The organism is Geobacter sp. SVR, assembly GCF_016865365.1.
In the GTDB taxonomy this organism is placed as follows: domain Bacteria; phylum Desulfobacterota; class Desulfuromonadia; order Geobacterales; family Pseudopelobacteraceae; genus Pelotalea.
Window position 1 is genome coordinate 1,514,959 of sequence record NZ_AP024469.1, and the last position, 15,877, is coordinate 1,530,835.

Below are 15,877 nucleotides of genomic sequence, written 5' to 3' on the forward strand. Positions count from 1 at the left end.
TATATTACCGCCGGCGGTGCCGTTGATGGATCTCAAGATGTCCCGGTATGAACGAAAAAAGAGGATCAGGGAGGCGGTCATCATCGTCCTGGCCGTGATCCTGATCCTGTTTCTCACGAAGACGGAAATCCGGCTCACGCAACTGAGCGCCGCCGCCCCCATGGGCAGCAATATTGCCATATTCGGCGTGATCAACGTGGTAATCTTGCTGGTGATCCTGCTGGTCTATCTTGTCAGCCGCAATATTGCAAAGCTTCTGCTGGAGAGCCGCAACAATCCCCTGGGCACAAAATTACGGACGAAGCTGGTGTTCTCGTTCGTAGGACTGTCGCTGGTCCCTACCATGCTGCTGTTTTTTGCAGCAGCCTCCTTTGTGAACAATACGGTTCACAACTGGTTCAACACGCAGGTGGAAAGCTCCCTGAGCGAATCGCTGGAAGTGGCTCAGACCTATTACAAGAGCTCCTCTTCCAACGCCCTCTATTATGGCCGCCAGATCAGCGGATTCATCAAGGATAGGAAACTGCTCAACCAGGACAACCTTCCACAGCTGAAGGAATTGATTCAGCAGAAACAGAAGGAGTACAACCTGGGCGTGGTGGAGGTTTATTCTGCCCAGCGCGAGGAACTGGTACGCTCCTCCAACAAGGATGTCCCCAAGGGCGAATTCACCAATCCTTCCTCCGACGATATCAATCGCGTTCTGGCCGGAAACGAAGTGACCCGCATCAACCCGGCCGGCAAGGCAGACCTGATTCGCGGCATCGTGCCGGTCTACTCCACCTGGAATGAGAAGGACGTGGTCGGGGCAGTGGTGGTCAACTATTATGTCCCGTATTCACTGGTCAACAAGATGAAAGAGATCACGGAATCCTATCACGAATTCCGTCAGCTCAAGATCCTCAAAAATCCGATCCGGACAGGGTACATTTTGACGCTGTTCCTGATCACGGCCGTGATCATCTTTTTGGCCTACTGGATGGGCATCTATCTGGCCAACAGCATGACCAGGCCGGTGCAGGAACTGGTTGAGGGCACCCGCGCGGTGGCGGACGGGAATCTCGACGTCCACATAGAATCGGCCTCAGCCGATGAAATCGGCATGCTGGTGAGATCGTTCAACCAGATGACGAGCGACCTGCGCTCGAAGCAGGAAGCGCTGAACGCTTCCAATCGGGAACTCTTCCGCATCAACCAGGAGATCGAACAGCGCCGTCGCTATATGGAGATCGTGCTGCGCAACGTCGCCGCGGGCGTCATCTCGGTCGACAAGTCCGGCACGATCACCACCATCAACAAATCAGCCGAAAAACTGCTCAACATCAGTACCGGTACTATCGTTGGCCGCAATTTCCGCGAGCTGCTCCGCGATACCCACCTGGAGATCGTCAAGGAAACGCTGCGTGAGTTGCTCTCGGCCAAGCAGGACACCATCAACCGGCAGGTATTTCTGGATGTGCGAGGCGCGCGCCTGGCCCTGCACCTGCATCTGACCATGCTCAGGGACGAAAGCGGCGATTTCATGGGTACGGTGCTCGTGCTGGACGATCTGACCCAGGTGATGAAGGCGCAGCGCATGGCAGCCTGGCGTGAAGTGGCCAGACGTATCGCTCATGAGATCAAGAACCCCCTGACGCCGATCCAGCTCTCGGCCCAGCGGCTGCGCAAACGGTATTTATCCCGCTTCAGCGATGACGAATCGGTTTTCGATGAATGTACCGAAATGATCATCAAATCGGTGGACGAGTTGAAAACCCTGGTCAACGAGTTTTCCAATTTTGCAAGGATGCCGGCCATACAGCCCGAGCCGAACGACCTGAATGCGATCATTCGTGAAACCCTGACGTTGTACCAGGAGGCCCACCGCGGGGTGCGTTTCGAGTTTGCGCCGGACCCCAACCTTCCGCAACTGAAGGTTGACCGGGATCAGATCAAGCGGGTGGTGATCAACATCCTCGAAAACAGCGTGGCTGCCATGGAAGAGCAGGGGGCCATCGAGATCAACAGCCGCTTCGACTCCGAGTTGAAGATGGCCTCTTTTACCATTGCGGACGATGGCCCGGGGATCCTTCCCGAAGACAAGCCGCGGCTGTTCGAGCCGTACTTTTCCACCAAAAAAACCGGCACCGGCCTTGGCCTGGCGATCGTCAACAGCATCGTCTCCGATCATAACGGCTTTGTGCGTGTCAGGGACAATAAGCCCCGTGGGGCCTGTTTCGTGGTGGAACTGCCGGTGGGATGAAACTACAGGTCAAGGTTGAGGTTAAGGTTGAGAAAATACTTAACCTCAACCTCAGTCTTAACCTGCTTTTAAGGAGTTGCGTATGTCGAAGACAATTCTGATCGTGGATGATGAAAAGGATATCAGGACATCCCTGACCGGTATCCTGGAAGACGAGGGCTACCAGGTACTCAGTGCGGCCAGCGGCGCCGATGCGCTGGAAAGCGTCCGCCAGGACCTGCCTGATCTGATCATGCTGGACATCTGGATGCCGGGCATGGATGGATTGGAAACGCTGGAAAAGCTGAAGGCGCTCTTTCCGTTGGTTACGGTTATCATGATCTCCGGTCACGGCACGATCGAAACCGCGGTCCGGGCCACCAAGCTGGGGGCATTCGATTTCATCGAAAAGCCGCTCTCCCTGGACAAGGTGCTGATTACGGTTTCCAATGCCCTGCGAATGAAAGAATTGCGGGTGGAAAACGAAGAACTCAAGCGGGTGGTGGGAAACGAGTATGAGCTGATCGGCACAAGCCCGGCCATTGCGGAGCTGCGTGAGCAGATCGTCCGGGTGGCACCTACGACCGCGTCGGTGCTGGTTACCGGTGAGAACGGTACCGGTAAGGAGTTGGTGGCCCGTTCGATCCACTATTACAGTCTGCGCAGCGATAAGCCCTTTATTGCCATAAACTGCGCCGCAATTCCTGAAGAGCTGATCGAAAGCGAATTGTTCGGTCACGAAAAGGGGGCATTCACCGGCGCCGTGGCCCAGAAAAAAGGTAAATTCGATCTGGCTGACGGCGGAACTCTCTTTCTGGACGAAATCGGCGACATGTCCCTGAAAACCCAGGCCAAGGTTCTGCGAATCTTGCAGGAACGGCGCTTTGAACGGGTGGGCGGTACACGGACGGTAACCGTCGATGTGCGTATCATCGCGGCTACCAATAAGGAGCTGGAAACGGAGATCCGGCAGGGACGGTTCCGTGAGGACCTCTACTACCGTCTGAACGTGGTCCCCTTCCGCGTACCCGCATTGAGAGAACGTTCGCAGGATATTCCCCAACTGGTGCCGCATTTCGTGAGCCAGTTTTACCGGCGCGAGGGGCGCGAACCGAAAGTGTTTCTGCCCGAAGCCCTCGAAAGCCTCAAACATCATGATTGGCCCGGGAACGTGCGAGAGCTCAAGAACATCATCGAACGGATACTGATCATGAGTCCCGGCAGGCAGATCACGCCGGCCGACATTCCGGAGCTCTCACCGGCTCGCGGTGCGGCGGACTCACCGGACATCAGGCCGGACAGCCTGTTCGTGCCCGGTACACTCAGAGAGGCCCGGGAAGGGTTTGAACGGGATTTCATCATTCAGAAGCTGGAGGAGAATGATTGGAACATCTCCCGCACGGCCGAGATCATCGAACTCGAACGGAGCAATCTCCACCGCAAGATCAAGAGTTACGGCATCGACGTGCGGAAATAGCCTGAAAAGTTAAAGGGGGATTTACCGGGAGGTCCCGGGGGGCGCCGGCTGCAGCATGATCAGAAGCAGCGAGGCAAGACCGGCCAATCCGGCACCGGACATGAACGCCGCCTGCGGGGATACCTTCTGCCAGATGAGCCCGAAGAGCAGACTGGCAGGAAAGGCCCCGATGCCGATGGCGGCATTGTACCAACCGAAAGCCGCGCCCCTTTCGGCAGGTTCCGCCAGATCCGACAGGTACGCCTTTTCCACTCCCTCGGTCATGCCATAGAACAGGCCATACCAGGCGAATAACAGCCATATCTGCAGTTCGTTTCCTGCTAGTGCGAAACCGGCATAGGCGAGGGCATAGACGCACCAGCCGGCAACGATTACGCTGCGCCGGCCGATGCGGTCGGAAAGCGCGCCGAACGGCATCGAGGCGAGCATCTTGACGGCATGGAAAAAGGTCCACAGAAGGGGGATGCGGGCCGGAGAAACTCCGAGTTGGCCGGCGCGCAGCAGCAGGAAAGCATCGGACGAGTTGCCCAGTGTGAAGAGCAGTAGAACCAGCAGGTAGCCCCTGATGTTCCTCGGTGGGGAGATATCAAAGGTGCTGCTGCTGACGGAGGTTCGCCGGGGCACGTCACGCAGCTTTACCACGATCAATCCGACAGCCATGGCACCGGGAATGGCGGCCAGCCAGAACACGGTCCGCAGATCAACCGCCAGCCATGCCAGCAGTCCACTGGCCACCAGCGGCCCCAGGATCGCCCCGGCGTGGTCCAGTGCCCGTTGAAAACCGAAGGCCTTGCCCCACATGTTCTGATCAGTCGAATCGGCAATGAGTGCATCACGGGGGGAAGTACGGATGCCCTTGCCGGCCCGGTCGAAAAAACGTACCAGCAAAACGTGTGCTGGCGATGCGGCCAGGGCGACCAAAGGCCTCGCGATGGCGGCGAGCGAGTAACCGGCCAGTACCAGCCCTTTTCTGCCCCCGGTGCGGTCAGAGAGGATGCCGGACGAGAGTTTGAGCAAAGCGGCAGTTGATTCGGCAATACCTTCGATCATTCCCAGAAAGGCGGGTCCGCCCCCCAAAACGGATGTCACGAAGAGCGGCAGCAAGGGGTAGATCATCTCACTGGAAACGTCGGTCAAAAAGCTGACCAGACCGAGTATGAACACGTTGACACCGATGCCGCCGAACATGGGGGGCCTCGCTGTTACATCAACACGACCAGCAGGGCCCCGCCCCCCAGCATTGCCAGATTGCAGGAGGCGGATATGCCATGCAGGCGGGAAAACTCGCGGCGCAACGGGTGCTCTTTGGGGGTGGTGTCGAAGGAGGGGATCTGGCGCTTGAGGGCCGCTGCCCTGGGCTCGATGTAGAAGGCCTGCACCGCGGTGAGTGCCAGCATCGCCGCGATTACGACCACGGGCAGCCATTCACGGCCGCGGACCAGCAGGTGGCAGGCCAGGGCCAGGACGCCGCAGGCCAGCCCCCACCGGAAATAGGCGGGGAACAGCAACCCCACAATCGTGCCGGCCAGATCCCGGGACTGGGTCTTGAACAGCACCGGGGTCAAAACCAGGGTAAACAGGGTAACCCCTCCGAACCACAAGGAAACTGCCAGACGATACACAACACCAGCGACATGCATCTCGCTTCTCCGTTCCGGGGCTTCCATGATGGCCCCTGCATGAAATTTCGACCGTTCGGGATCTTTTAGCGGAAACCGGTTTATTATACCACCTCAAACTTACGCTGCAGGAAACCTCTATGCGGACAAAATACTCCTGGATTCTGGCCATTGCCACTGTTATCGCTATCGTTCTCACGCTGGCCCTGATTATCGGCTATCGCTGGCATGCGCTCAGGCGACAGGCCGATTCCACCTATCTGTCGCTTCTGAGCGAATCCTACGCTGCGGTGAAAAAACATTACGTCGAGAAGCCGGACGGCCAGAAGCTGGTCAAAAGCATGGTGGACGGCATGCTGGCATCCCTCGACCCCCACAGCGCCTATCTTCCTCCCGAACCGTACAAGGAGATGGAGGTCCAGATTTCAGGGGCTTTTGGCGGAGTAGGCATCGAACTGGGCATGAAGGACGGACGCCTGATCGTCATTGCGCCCATCGATGATACCCCTGCTTTCCGGGCCGGCATCCACCCCAATGATAACATCTGGAAGATAGACGGCATCACGACACGGGGCATGACTATCCCTGCTGCGGTGAAGCTCATGCGTGGAGAGAGGGGTACTCCGGTTACCCTGGGAATTCTGAGGAACGGAAATCCTCAACTGCTGACCTTCAACCTGGTACGCGACATCATCAAAGTCAAGAGCATCAAGACCCGGATGCTGGCTTCCGGCTACGGACTGATCAGAATCGCACAGTTTCAGGAACGGACCGGCAGCGAATTCAGGCAGGGGCTCAAGGAACTCAATGCCGCGGCAGGAGGCACGCTGAAGGGGCTGGTGATAGACCTGCGTTACAACCCCGGCGGGTTGCTGGGACCGGCGGTGGAGGTTGCCAATTGCTTTATCGGCGATGACATCAACGACACCCTGATCGTTTCCACAAAGGGACGGACGCCGGAATCGAACCTGGCGTACCACGCTTCCCTGGGCACCAAGGAACCCCACTATCCCATCGTGGTACTGGTGAACGGCGGAAGCGCCAGTGCCTCGGAGATCGTGGCCGGTGCGCTCCAGGATCACCGGCGGGCCGTCGTCATGGGGCGGCAGAGCTTTGGCAAGGGCTCGGTGCAGACCATCTATCCCCTGCCGGGAAATGCCGCCCTCAAGCTGACCACGGCACGTTATTACACCCCCAGCGGCCGCTCGATCCAGGCCAGGGGAATCGTGCCCGACGTCGAGGTGGGCAATGGCCGACCGGTCGACACGTCCGATCCGAAGGAAATCAAGATTCGGGAAGCTGATCTCGGGAACCGGCTGGCTCCGGATGAGAAGGACAAGGCTGGGGGGGCAACGACAGAACCGCCATCTGCTGCTGCCGGAGGAACGGAAAGTGATCTGGACAGGGACAATCAGCTGAAACGGGCCCTGGATCTCTTGAAATCGCTTGTGCTGGTGCGTGAGCAGGGATTGATGCCCCCCAAATAGGGGGGATCTCCGGGACAAAGCGCAATGGTGCCATACTTCGAAGGAAGACGGGGGATCAGCCCAAACTGCGGTTCCTGAAAACACGCATCAGCAGCACCCCCATGATCGAGAGGCAGATGCCGACGCAGAGCGCGAGATAACCGATGGTCCTGCCATCCCCCCAGCCCCACAGGTCGCTTCCCTTCATCAGGAAGACCAGCGCCAACCCTCCAAAGCAACCGATTCCTCCGACGATGTAGACCCCAAAGGCTACCAGCGCCAGGGTCAGATTCCTTTTTCCGGCCATGGTGTCTCCCTCCGGTGTGCCATCAGGCATTGATCAGTTCCCGCAATTTCTTTCCGATATCCTTTTCCCTCATAAGCGACTCGCCGATCAGGAAGGCCCCGGCGCCGGCCGCGGTCAGGGCCTCGATGTCCCTACGGCAGGTGATGCCGCTTTCAGCCACCAGCAGCCCTCCTGCGGGCATCATCCCGGCCAGGCGGCCGGTTGTGCCCAGGTCCGTGACAAAGGTCCTCAGATTCCGGTTATTGACGCCGACCAGGCTGCATCCGGTTTCGTTGGCCATTTCCATTTCAGTCTCGTCGTGGACCTCCAGCAGCACATCCAAGTGCAGCTCCCGCGCCAGGGCGTGAAAATCCTTCAGTTGCGTCAGCTCCAGACAGGAAGCGATCAGCAGGATGGCGTCGGCTCCGGCAGCGCGGGCTTCATGGATCTGGTAGGGATCGATGATGAAATCCTTGCGCAAAAGCGGCAGTGAAACCGATTCCCGAATCAGGTGCAGAAAGCGCAGGTGCCCCATGAAGAAACGCTCGTCGGTCAGAACGGAGAGACAGGTGGCGCCATTCTCCTGATAGATCCCGGCAATTTCGAGCGGGTCGAAATCGTCCCGGATGATCCCCTTGCTGGGGGAGCCTTTCTTGACCTCGGCAATGACCGCGGTCCAGCCCGAGACGGCGGCTTCGCGCAGGTGCCGCTCGAAGCCGCGCGGACTATCCTCCAGGTCGAGGATGCGGGCGCGCAGTTCCTCAGCCGGCACCGCCAGGCGGGCGGCATCTATCTCGGTACGCTTGTATTCGATGATCTTCTTGAGGACGTCAGGTGTATCGTTGGTCATGGTGCTGTCTTTCCCGGTAGAGTGGTTGAAGAAAGGGGCGGGTCGGCTCTCACTGGTTGGTCAGTTCCGCCAGTTTTTCGAGTTGTCGCAGCGCCCGGCCGGAATCGATAGCCTCGGCCGCCAGGGCAATGCCATATGCCGGGGAAGCTGCCTTGCCCGCAGCCACCAGGGCGTAGCCGGCATTCAGAAGCACGATGTCGCGTTTCGGCCCTTTGGCTCCTTCGAGCACGCCCCGAACGATCCCGGCATTGGCAGTCGCATCTCCCCCCTTGAGTTCCCCCATGTCGCAGCGCTGGAATCCGAACTGCTCCGGACGGATCGAACTGAGGTTCACACCGCTGGGAGTGACCTCGGCTACCAGCGTCTCGTCGGTCAGCGTGATTTCGTCCATCCCGTCCTTGCCGTGCACCACGAACCCGTGGCGGCAGCCCAGTCTGTGCAGCACCCCCGCCAGCTTTTCAACCAGACCGGCCTGATAGACCCCCATCACCTGGCTGTCGGCTTTGGCCGGATTGGTCAGCGGCCCGAGAATATTGAAGATGGTGCGTATGCCGATCTCGCGGCGCGGACCGATGGCGTGCTTCATGGCGCTGTGCAGTGCAGGGGCGAACAGGAACCCCACGCCGATGTCGGCGATGCATTTTTCCACCGTTTGGGCCGTGACATCCAGGTTGACCCCCAGTTTTTCCAGAACATCGGCACTGCCGCAGGCCGACGAAACCGAGCGGTTGCCGTGCTTGGCCACCTTGACGCCGCAGGCCGAGACAACGAACGAAACCGTGGTGGAGACGTTAAAGGTATTGGTGCCGTCTCCGCCGGTGCCGACCACATCCAGAATGGTTTCCTGGTCGATGTTGATGTCGTCGCGGTCCAGGTCCACCACCCCCTTGCCGACCTGGATCGGAGTAGCCTGCTCACGCATGACCCTTGCAGCGCCGGTGATTTCGTCGATGGTTTCCCCTTTCATGCGCAGAGCGGTGATGAATGAACCGATCTGGGCCGGAGTGCATTCGCCGGACATGATCTGATTCATGATCTCGATCATCTCGCCTTCGGTCAGATCTTCCCGCTCGACAATCCTGGCAATGGCTTTTCTGATCATGACACTGCTCCTTGCGTAATAAAAATGGGGATGCGCTTACATCCCCATTCATTATCAACAGGTTAAGGGTCAGGAGAGGCTGAATCTCAACCTTAACCTCAATCTTGACCTGATTCTCTAGTGGCCTTCCCTGATCTTGCGGATCGCTTCCCTGATCAGCACCTCGGCCAAGTCAGGTACCACTTCCCAAACGACACGTTCGATGACCTCCCGCGACACACCGGCCAACGCTGCTTTGAGCTGCTCCTCAGTCAGGGGAACGGCAGGGTGAGCGTCTGCAGCGGCAGAGGCAACGGAAGCGGCGTGAGCGGCCGGCTCGGCAGGGGCAGGGGGCACCGGTTCGTAGGAGGGGGAGGAGGCTGGTATTTCACCGGTCGGTTCGTCGAAGAAAAATTCGCCGAAGGCGAGGTCCTCCTGAGCCCCCGGTCTATCCACAACAGGAGCGCTCGGCTCCGGTGCCGGTTCGATGCATGGGCCGCCGGTCTCATCGAAGGTGATATCGCCGAAAGCGTCTTCAAGCGGCTGCACCGGTTCGGAAAAGCCGAAGGGCGATTCGCCTGCCGGTTCGCTGCCGAATCCAAAGGCCTGTTCGGTGACGCTCCCCCATGGCTGTGTCACCGGTTCTTCGTTGACAAGCGCGAAGACATCGGGTTCCGATGCGAAGGGGGGGGCTGGTTCCGGGGCAGGTGTTGCCGGAGCGGGCTCGGCCGGAGCCGTGAAGGCCCCCCAGATGTCATCCGGTGTGGAGATGCCGGAGGGCTGGAATGGATTTTCGGCGGCAAAGGAAACCGGGGCCGGCTCAGGAGCAGGTTTCAGGGCTGCGGCGGCTCTGGAGGCGCCCAGTTCGTACAGCTCCCTGACCTTGGCAAGAATCTGTTGCGATTCGAATGGCTTGGCTATGAAATCATCGGCGCCGCAGCGTTTGGCTATCTCCTCGTCAAAGGGTTCGAACGAGCCGGTCAGCAGCAGGATCGGTTTGGTCTTCAGTTCTGGCGTGGCCCGGACCTGTTCGCAGACGTCATAACCGGACATGCCCGGCATGGATGCGTCGATGAGCAGCACATCCGGAGAGATCTCACGCGCTTTTGCGACAGCGGCCCTGCCGTTGTCAACGACCGTGAGAGAGTAGCCTTCAGCTCCGAAAATAATGCCGATTACCTTCTGGATGGTGATGCTGTCATCGGCAAGGAGAATTTTCATGCTCATCGGCCCTCTCTGATTTCTGGGTGCGGGAGAATGGATAAATGCGGGAAAAAACTAGCATATGCCCATAGGGGTGTCAAGGTTTAAGCAGGTCGTGGTCCGAGCGGAGACGCCCTCTGCCGGACGGCCAGAATGCCGCTGCGGCCAGTGTGGAGATATCGCTCCGCAGCCGGTTGAACTGCCGGGTGTCGCGATAGTCGAGACGGATGGTCAGCAGAATCACGAACAGATCCCGCTGGGGATCGATCCAGACTGAAGAACCGCTGTAACCGGTGTGGCCGAACGACATCTCGGAGAAGAAACTGCCGCGCGGAGCGGAAAAAGGTGACTCGATGTCCCATCCCAGGCCGCGTACGATGGCGCCGTTGCCGTAAAAATAAGGGGCGGTCATCTGAGCCACCACCCGTTCGGAAAAGATGTGCCGTCCGTCGAGTGTGCCTCCGCGCAGGAGCAGGCGCGAAAAACGGGCCAGATCGGAGGCCGAGCTGAACAGGCCCGCATGGCCTGCGATGCCTCCCAATCGGCGGGCATTTTCATCCTGCACGACGCCGCTCACCAGGGTGTGGCTGGCGTTCTGCGTCGGTGCAATGGTAGTGGCGAATTCCGGTCCGGGCAGAAATGTGGTCGAATGCATTTCGAGCGGTCCGTAAATCTGCTCCCGGCAGAACGTGTCGAGAGTGGTGCCGGTAACCCGCCGGACGAGCTCACCCAGAAGGATGAAGTTGATGTCGGCATACTTGAAGCTGCTGCCCGGTATTTTTCCGTTTTTCCGGAAGGCAGCCTTCTGTATTGCGGCACTCAGTGTGGCTTCGTTGTTGAAGGAGGTGTCGTCCAGACCCGAGGTATGGGTCAGCAGGTTGAGGATGGTGATGTCTTCCCGCCCGGTTCCCTCGAATTCGGGGAACCAGCGGGTCAGCGGGTCCATCAGGGAGATGCGCCCTTCTTCCAGCAGTTTCATTACGGCCGGCGTGGTGGCGAATACCTTGGTCAGCGACGCGATGTCGAACAGCGTCCGATCGTTCAGAGGGGGAGCGTTCTCATTGGCATTGAGCCGGCCCCGCGCAGTGCTGTAGAGGATGCCGTCCCGATTGCCGATCACGACAACCCCTCCGGCGATCAGATTGCGGTTGGTGGCGCTTTCGAGGATAAAGTCGATGGTGGTGAGGCCATCGAATTCCAACAGGTCTTCAGCGGCAAAAGCCTGAACGGGAGCACAGAGGAGCCAGACAGTCAGCAGGACGACGATACGATGCACTACGATCTTCCTTGATAAAGTGTGAAGCTGTACTGACCGCCGGCTCTCTCTCAGGTCCGATAATCGGCGTTGATACTGACATAATCGTGGGAGAGGTCGGAGGTGTAGACGGTAGCCATGCCCCTGCCCAGTCCGAGATCCACAACGACGCGGAACTCCTTTTTCCTGAGTACTTCGCTGCCGCGCTGTTCGGCATCGCCACCGGCAAAGACCCCTTTGCTGGCCATGCAGACATCGTCGAAGTGCAGGTTGAGTTTTGCAGGGACCACTTCGGCTCCCGAGTAGCCGACAGCGGCGAAAATGCGCCCCCAGTTGGCGTCCTGGCCGAAGAAGGCCGTTTTGACGAGGCTTGAATTGGCAATGGACAGGGCGGCCCGCTTGGCGTCCTGATCGTTTTTTGCGCCGGTTACGCAAATTTCCACGAACTTGGTGGCCCCTTCGCCGTCCCTGACGATCTGCTTGGCCAGTGAGAGCAGCACCTCGTGCAGCAGTTCTTCGAAAATCGCTGCCTCGGGGGTATCCTCCTGGATCGGTGGATTGCCGGCCGCGCCGTTGGCCATGATCAGGCAGGTGTCGTTGGTTGACATGTCGCCGTCGACGGTGATGGCGTTGAAAGAAGCATCCACCGCGCGCCGGAAGGCCTTGTCCAGGAAGGCGGGCTCCACGGCGGCATCGCTGATGATGAAGGAGAGCATGGTCGCCATGTTGGGCATGATCATGCCGGCTCCCTTGGCAATGCCGGCCACGCTGTAGCTGATGCCGCCCGCTTGGCCGCTGCGTGCCTCCATCTTGGGGAAGGTGTCGGTGGTCATGATGGCCTGGGCGATATCATCGAGCGTACCGGAGGAGAGGCCTTCGACCAGGCCGGGGATGGCTGCCGTTATCCGTTCCTGAGGCATCTGGACGCCGATTACTCCGGTGGATGACACCTGGATTCCCTCATCGGCAATGCCGAGGGCCTCCGCCACCAGCCGGGAGGTGTCGCGCGCAACCAGCATGCCGGCTTCGCCGGTGCAGGCGTTGGCGTTGCCGCTGTTGACGATCAGGGCCTGAACCCGACCGCTTCTGATGCGTTCCATCGACAGGAGCACCGGGGCAGCCTTGACGGCGTTCCGCGTGAATACGGCACTGGCGGCTGCCGGCACTTCCGAGTAGATCAGGGCCAGATCCTTCCGGCCCGGTTTTTTTATGGCCGCCTCGACGGCGGAGAATTGAAAGCCTTTGATGTCCATGGTCGTCTCCTTCGGAGACAGATTGAGGCTGAGATTGAGGTTAAGCAAAATCCTCAACCTTAACCTCAGCCTTAACCTGTTTTTTTTACTTTCCGCAGCACTTCTTGTATTTTTTGCCGCTGCCGCAGGGGCAGGGATCGTTTCTTCCCGCCAGTTTGGCGCTCTTGGCCGGCTCCTGCGGGCGATCTTCGTCTGCCAGATTGAAGACCAGCTTCTTGCTGCGCTGTTCCTCTTCCAGTTCCTCCAACTCCGCTTCGTGCTCCATCCGGACCCAGAAAATCGAGCTTATCGATTCCTCGCGGATACGGATGATCATCTCCATGAAGAGGTTGTAGGCCTCTTTCTTGTATTCCTGCTTCGGATCCTTCTGGCCGTAGCCGCGCAGCCCGATGCCCTCTTTGAGGTGGTCGATGTTGAGCAGGTGGTCTTTCCACTGCTTGTCGATCGCATCCAGCATGAAATACTTGATCAGGCGATCCATGTCCTCCTCGCCGATTTCAGCGGCTTTGGCACGGAAGATTTCAAGGGCCTGCTCCTTGAGGGTATCGCGGAAGTTCTCCGGATTGAGCCGCGAGAGTACCTCCTCGGGCAGATCCAGCTGCAGATTGAAACACTTGAACACGATCTCGCCGATACCGTTCCAGTCCCATTCGCGGGCCGAAACCTTGTCCGGGCAGTAGGAGGCGACGATCTCCTCGACAGTCTCGTCCAGCATCTCCAGAAAACTCTCGCGGATCTCCTGGCCCGCCAGAATCTCGCGGCGCTGGGTATAAATCACTTCGCGCTGCTTGTTCATGACATCGTCGTACTCGATCAGATGCTTGCGGATATCGAAGTTGTGGGCCTCCACCTTCTTCTGGGCGTTTTCGATCGACTTGGTGATCATGGTGTGGGTGATGGCTTCCCCCTCTTCGATCTTGAGCAGGTCCATGATCTTGGCCACCCGCTCGGAGCCGAAGATGCGCAGCAGGTCGTCCTGCAGCGAGAGGTAGAACTTTGACGACCCGGGGTCCCCCTGGCGGCCCGAACGGCCGCGCAGCTGGTTATCGATGCGGCGGGACTCGTGCCGCTCGGTGCCAAGGATATGCAGGCCCCCCAGCTTGACCACCTCGTCGTGCTCGGCCGCGCATTGGGCCTTGAATGCCTGCGACTGCGCTTCGTACTGCTCGTCCGTGGCTTCCGGGTTGGATTTGCGCCACTGCTTGGCAAGTCCTTCCGGATTGCCCCCCAGCAGGATGTCAGTGCCGCGTCCGGCCATGTTGGTGGCGATGGTGATGGCCCCTTTGCGGCCGGCCTGGGCCACGATTTCGGCCTCGCGCTCGTGCTGCTTGGCATTCAGCACGTTGTGCGGTATGCCCTGGCGCTTCAGGAGATCAGACAGCACCTCGGATTTTTCGATGGAGATGGTGCCGACCAGGCAGGGCTGACCTTGGGCATAATGCTCCTTGATGTCCTCGATCACTGCGTTGAACTTCTCCATCTCGGTCTTGTAGATCACGTCCGGGAAGTCGGGACGCAGGAGCGGCCGGTTGGTCGGGATGACGGTCACATCCAGCTTGTAGATCTTGTGGAACTCTTCGGCCTCGGTATCCGCGGTGCCGGTCATGCCGGACAGCTTTGTGTACATGCGGAAGTAGTTCTGGAAGGTGATGGTGGCCAGGGTCTGGTTCTCGTTCTCGATCTTGACCCCTTCCTTGGCCTCGATGGCCTGGTGCAGCCCGTCGGACCAGCGCCGGCCCGGCATGAGACGGCCGGTGAACTCATCCACGATCATCACCTCGCCGTCCTTGACAACGTAATCCACGTCCCGTTTGTACATGGCGTGGGCCCTTAGCGCCTGCTGGACATGGTGCAGGATCTCGATGTTGCGCGGATCGTAGAGGTTGTCCACCTTGAGCAGCTTTTCCACCTTCAGGACCCCCTGCTCGGTCAGGGTGGCGCTTTTGGCTTTTTCGTCGATGGTGAAGTCGCCGGTGTAGCTCTTGCGCTTGCCGGAAAGGGTATTGGCCTCCACCTCCTGAACCTCGCCCCTTTGCAGCTGCGGAATGATCCGGTCGATGATGTAGTATTTATCGGTGGACTCTTCGGTCGGGCCGGAGATGATCAGCGGCGTCCTGGCCTCGTCGACCAGAATCGAGTCGACCTCGTCAACGATGGCGTAGTTGAAGCCGCGCTGGACATAGTCATCCAGCGAAAACTTCATATTGTCGCGCAGGTAATCGAAACCGAACTCGTTATTGGTGCCGTAGGTGATGTCGGCGGCGTAGTTGATGCGGCGCTGGTCGTCCTCGATGCCGTGCACGATCACCCCTACCGTCAGCCCCAGGAAACCGTACAGCCGGCCCATCCATTCCGAGTCGCGCCGAGCCAGATAATCGTTGACCGTAACGACGTGCACGCCCTTGCCGCTGATGGCGTTCAGGTAGGCCGGCAGGGTGGCGACCAGGGTCTTGCCTTCGCCGGTTTTCATTTCGGAGATTTTGCCGGAATGCAGCACCATGCCGCCGATCAACTGGACGTCGAAATGGCGCATGCCCAGTACGCGCTTGCCCGCCTCGCGGCAGACGGCAAATGCCTCGGGCAGCAGGGCGTCCAGCGATTCGCCCTTGGCATGGCGTTCCTTGAATTCGACGGTCTTTGCTTGCAGTTGCTGGTCGGAGAGGGTTTCGACGGATGCTTCCAGGCTGTTGATCTTGTGAACGATCGGCCACAGCTTTTTCAGCTCGCGCTCGTTTTTGCTGCCGACGATCTTTTTGATAAGAGACCCGAACATGTATATCTCCCACTTCGTGTAATTGGCAAATAGCTTATAAAATTACCATGAATCCCCAAAGTACTCAACAGAAAAGGGCAGACCGTGATGCTGCCCGCCTGCCGGAGCTAACGCTGGACAGGGTTTGCGTCTGCCTGTGATTCGGCCCGCGGGGAACAGATTTTTTTAGACACATGGCAGTAATTTTGTGCTATATATCGGGTCATCTTTTTGAATGCAGATTCCCCAGGCGTTCCAAGCTTGGGGTTTTTTTGTTGTCTGTCCGGAAGCGGGTATGTTCAGGGGATTTCCGGGGGGCAGCCCGTGCGGCAGTTTCATTCATTCTGCCGGAAAAACTTTTATTCGACGGAATTATACCATGGCAGCGAAGGCCCCGGTCTCAGGTCGGGGCCT

General features: G+C 58.9%; 12 protein-coding genes. 3 read left to right on the forward strand and 9 right to left on the reverse strand.

The window, feature by feature from the left end:
* Positions 1-25 precede the first annotated feature (25 nt).
* Positions 26-2,242: a PAS domain-containing sensor histidine kinase gene (locus GSVR_RS06995; RefSeq protein WP_173197102.1), complete on the forward strand. Its 2,217-nt coding sequence runs from the start codon at positions 26-28 to the stop codon at positions 2,240-2,242.
* An 82-nt stretch (positions 2,243-2,324) separates the two neighbouring features.
* Positions 2,325-3,698, forward strand: coding sequence for a sigma-54 dependent transcriptional regulator (locus GSVR_RS07000; RefSeq protein WP_173197104.1), 1,374 nt, complete (start codon positions 2,325-2,327; stop codon positions 3,696-3,698).
* A 21-nt stretch (positions 3,699-3,719) separates the two neighbouring features.
* On the opposite strand, the gene GSVR_RS07005 is transcribed toward GSVR_RS07000, so the two are convergent.
* The gene (locus tag GSVR_RS07005; protein WP_173197106.1) at positions 3,720-4,886 is read right to left on the reverse strand and encodes an MFS transporter; all 1,167 of its coding nucleotides are present in this window, start codon (positions 4,884-4,886) and stop codon (positions 3,720-3,722) included.
* A gap of 14 nt (positions 4,887-4,900) precedes the next feature.
* On the reverse strand, positions 4,901-5,338 hold the full coding sequence (locus GSVR_RS07010) for a DUF4149 domain-containing protein (RefSeq protein ID WP_173197487.1): 438 nt from the start codon (positions 5,336-5,338) through the stop codon (positions 4,901-4,903).
* 119 nt (positions 5,339-5,457) lie between these two features.
* Here GSVR_RS07010 and GSVR_RS07015 point away from each other — a divergent pair, with 119 nt between their 5' ends.
* The gene (locus GSVR_RS07015) at positions 5,458-6,804 is read left to right on the forward strand and encodes a S41 family peptidase (RefSeq protein WP_173197108.1); all 1,347 of its coding nucleotides are present in this window, start codon (positions 5,458-5,460) and stop codon (positions 6,802-6,804) included.
* 55 nt (positions 6,805-6,859) lie between these two features.
* On the opposite strand, the gene GSVR_RS07020 is transcribed toward GSVR_RS07015, so the two are convergent.
* From GSVR_RS07020 to secA, 7 genes are all read right to left on the reverse strand, one after another.
* Entirely contained in the window at positions 6,860-7,090 is a 231-nt protein-coding gene (locus GSVR_RS07020) for a hypothetical protein (protein ID WP_173197110.1), read from the reverse strand.
* A 22-nt stretch (positions 7,091-7,112) separates the two neighbouring features.
* Entirely contained in the window at positions 7,113-7,919 is an 807-nt protein-coding gene (gene trpC / locus GSVR_RS07025) for an indole-3-glycerol phosphate synthase TrpC (protein WP_173197112.1), read from the reverse strand.
* 49 nt (positions 7,920-7,968) lie between these two features.
* Positions 7,969-9,021 carry an anthranilate phosphoribosyltransferase gene (gene trpD, locus GSVR_RS07030; RefSeq protein WP_173197113.1) on the reverse strand — a complete coding sequence of 351 codons (1,053 nt, stop codon included), beginning with the start codon at positions 9,019-9,021 and terminating at the stop codon, positions 7,969-7,971.
* A 117-nt stretch (positions 9,022-9,138) separates the two neighbouring features.
* Entirely contained in the window at positions 9,139-10,227 is a 1,089-nt protein-coding gene (locus tag GSVR_RS07035; protein WP_173197115.1) for a PleD family two-component system response regulator, read from the reverse strand.
* Positions 10,228-10,300: 73 nt separating this feature from the next.
* Complete coding sequence (locus GSVR_RS07040) at positions 10,301-11,479, reverse strand: serine hydrolase (protein WP_173197117.1); 1,179 nt, start codon at positions 11,477-11,479, stop codon at positions 10,301-10,303.
* Positions 11,480-11,529: 50 nt separating this feature from the next.
* Positions 11,530-12,711: a bifunctional glutamate N-acetyltransferase/amino-acid acetyltransferase ArgJ gene (argJ, locus tag GSVR_RS07045; RefSeq protein WP_173197119.1), complete on the reverse strand. Its 1,182-nt coding sequence runs from the start codon at positions 12,709-12,711 to the stop codon at positions 11,530-11,532.
* An 85-nt stretch (positions 12,712-12,796) separates the two neighbouring features.
* Positions 12,797-15,484: a preprotein translocase subunit SecA gene (secA, locus tag GSVR_RS07050; protein WP_173197129.1), complete on the reverse strand. Its 2,688-nt coding sequence runs from the start codon at positions 15,482-15,484 to the stop codon at positions 12,797-12,799.
* Positions 15,485-15,877: the final 393 nt, after the last annotated feature.

Coding starts and splice junctions, on each gene's coding strand:
- GSVR_RS06995 (WP_173197102.1), top strand. CDS start 26: ATGGATCTCAAGATGTCCCGGTATGAACGAAAAAAGAGGATCAGGGAG.
- GSVR_RS07000 (WP_173197104.1), top strand. CDS start 2,325: ATGTCGAAGACAATTCTGATCGTGGATGATGAAAAGGATATCAGGACA.
- GSVR_RS07005 (WP_173197106.1), bottom strand. CDS start 4,886: ATGTTCGGCGGCATCGGTGTCAACGTGTTCATACTCGGTCTGGTCAGC.
- GSVR_RS07010 (WP_173197487.1), bottom strand. CDS start 5,338: ATGCATGTCGCTGGTGTTGTGTATCGTCTGGCAGTTTCCTTGTGGTTC.
- GSVR_RS07015 (WP_173197108.1), top strand. CDS start 5,458: ATGCGGACAAAATACTCCTGGATTCTGGCCATTGCCACTGTTATCGCT.
- GSVR_RS07020 (WP_173197110.1), bottom strand. CDS start 7,090: ATGGCCGGAAAAAGGAATCTGACCCTGGCGCTGGTAGCCTTTGGGGTC.
- trpC (WP_173197112.1), bottom strand. CDS start 7,919: ATGACCAACGATACACCTGACGTCCTCAAGAAGATCATCGAATACAAG.
- trpD (WP_173197113.1), bottom strand. CDS start 9,021: ATGATCAGAAAAGCCATTGCCAGGATTGTCGAGCGGGAAGATCTGACC.
- GSVR_RS07035 (WP_173197115.1), bottom strand. CDS start 10,227: ATGAGCATGAAAATTCTCCTTGCCGATGACAGCATCACCATCCAGAAG.
- argJ (WP_173197119.1), bottom strand. CDS start 12,711: ATGGACATCAAAGGCTTTCAATTCTCCGCCGTCGAGGCGGCCATAAAA.
- secA (WP_173197129.1), bottom strand. CDS start 15,484: ATGTTCGGGTCTCTTATCAAAAAGATCGTCGGCAGCAAAAACGAGCGC.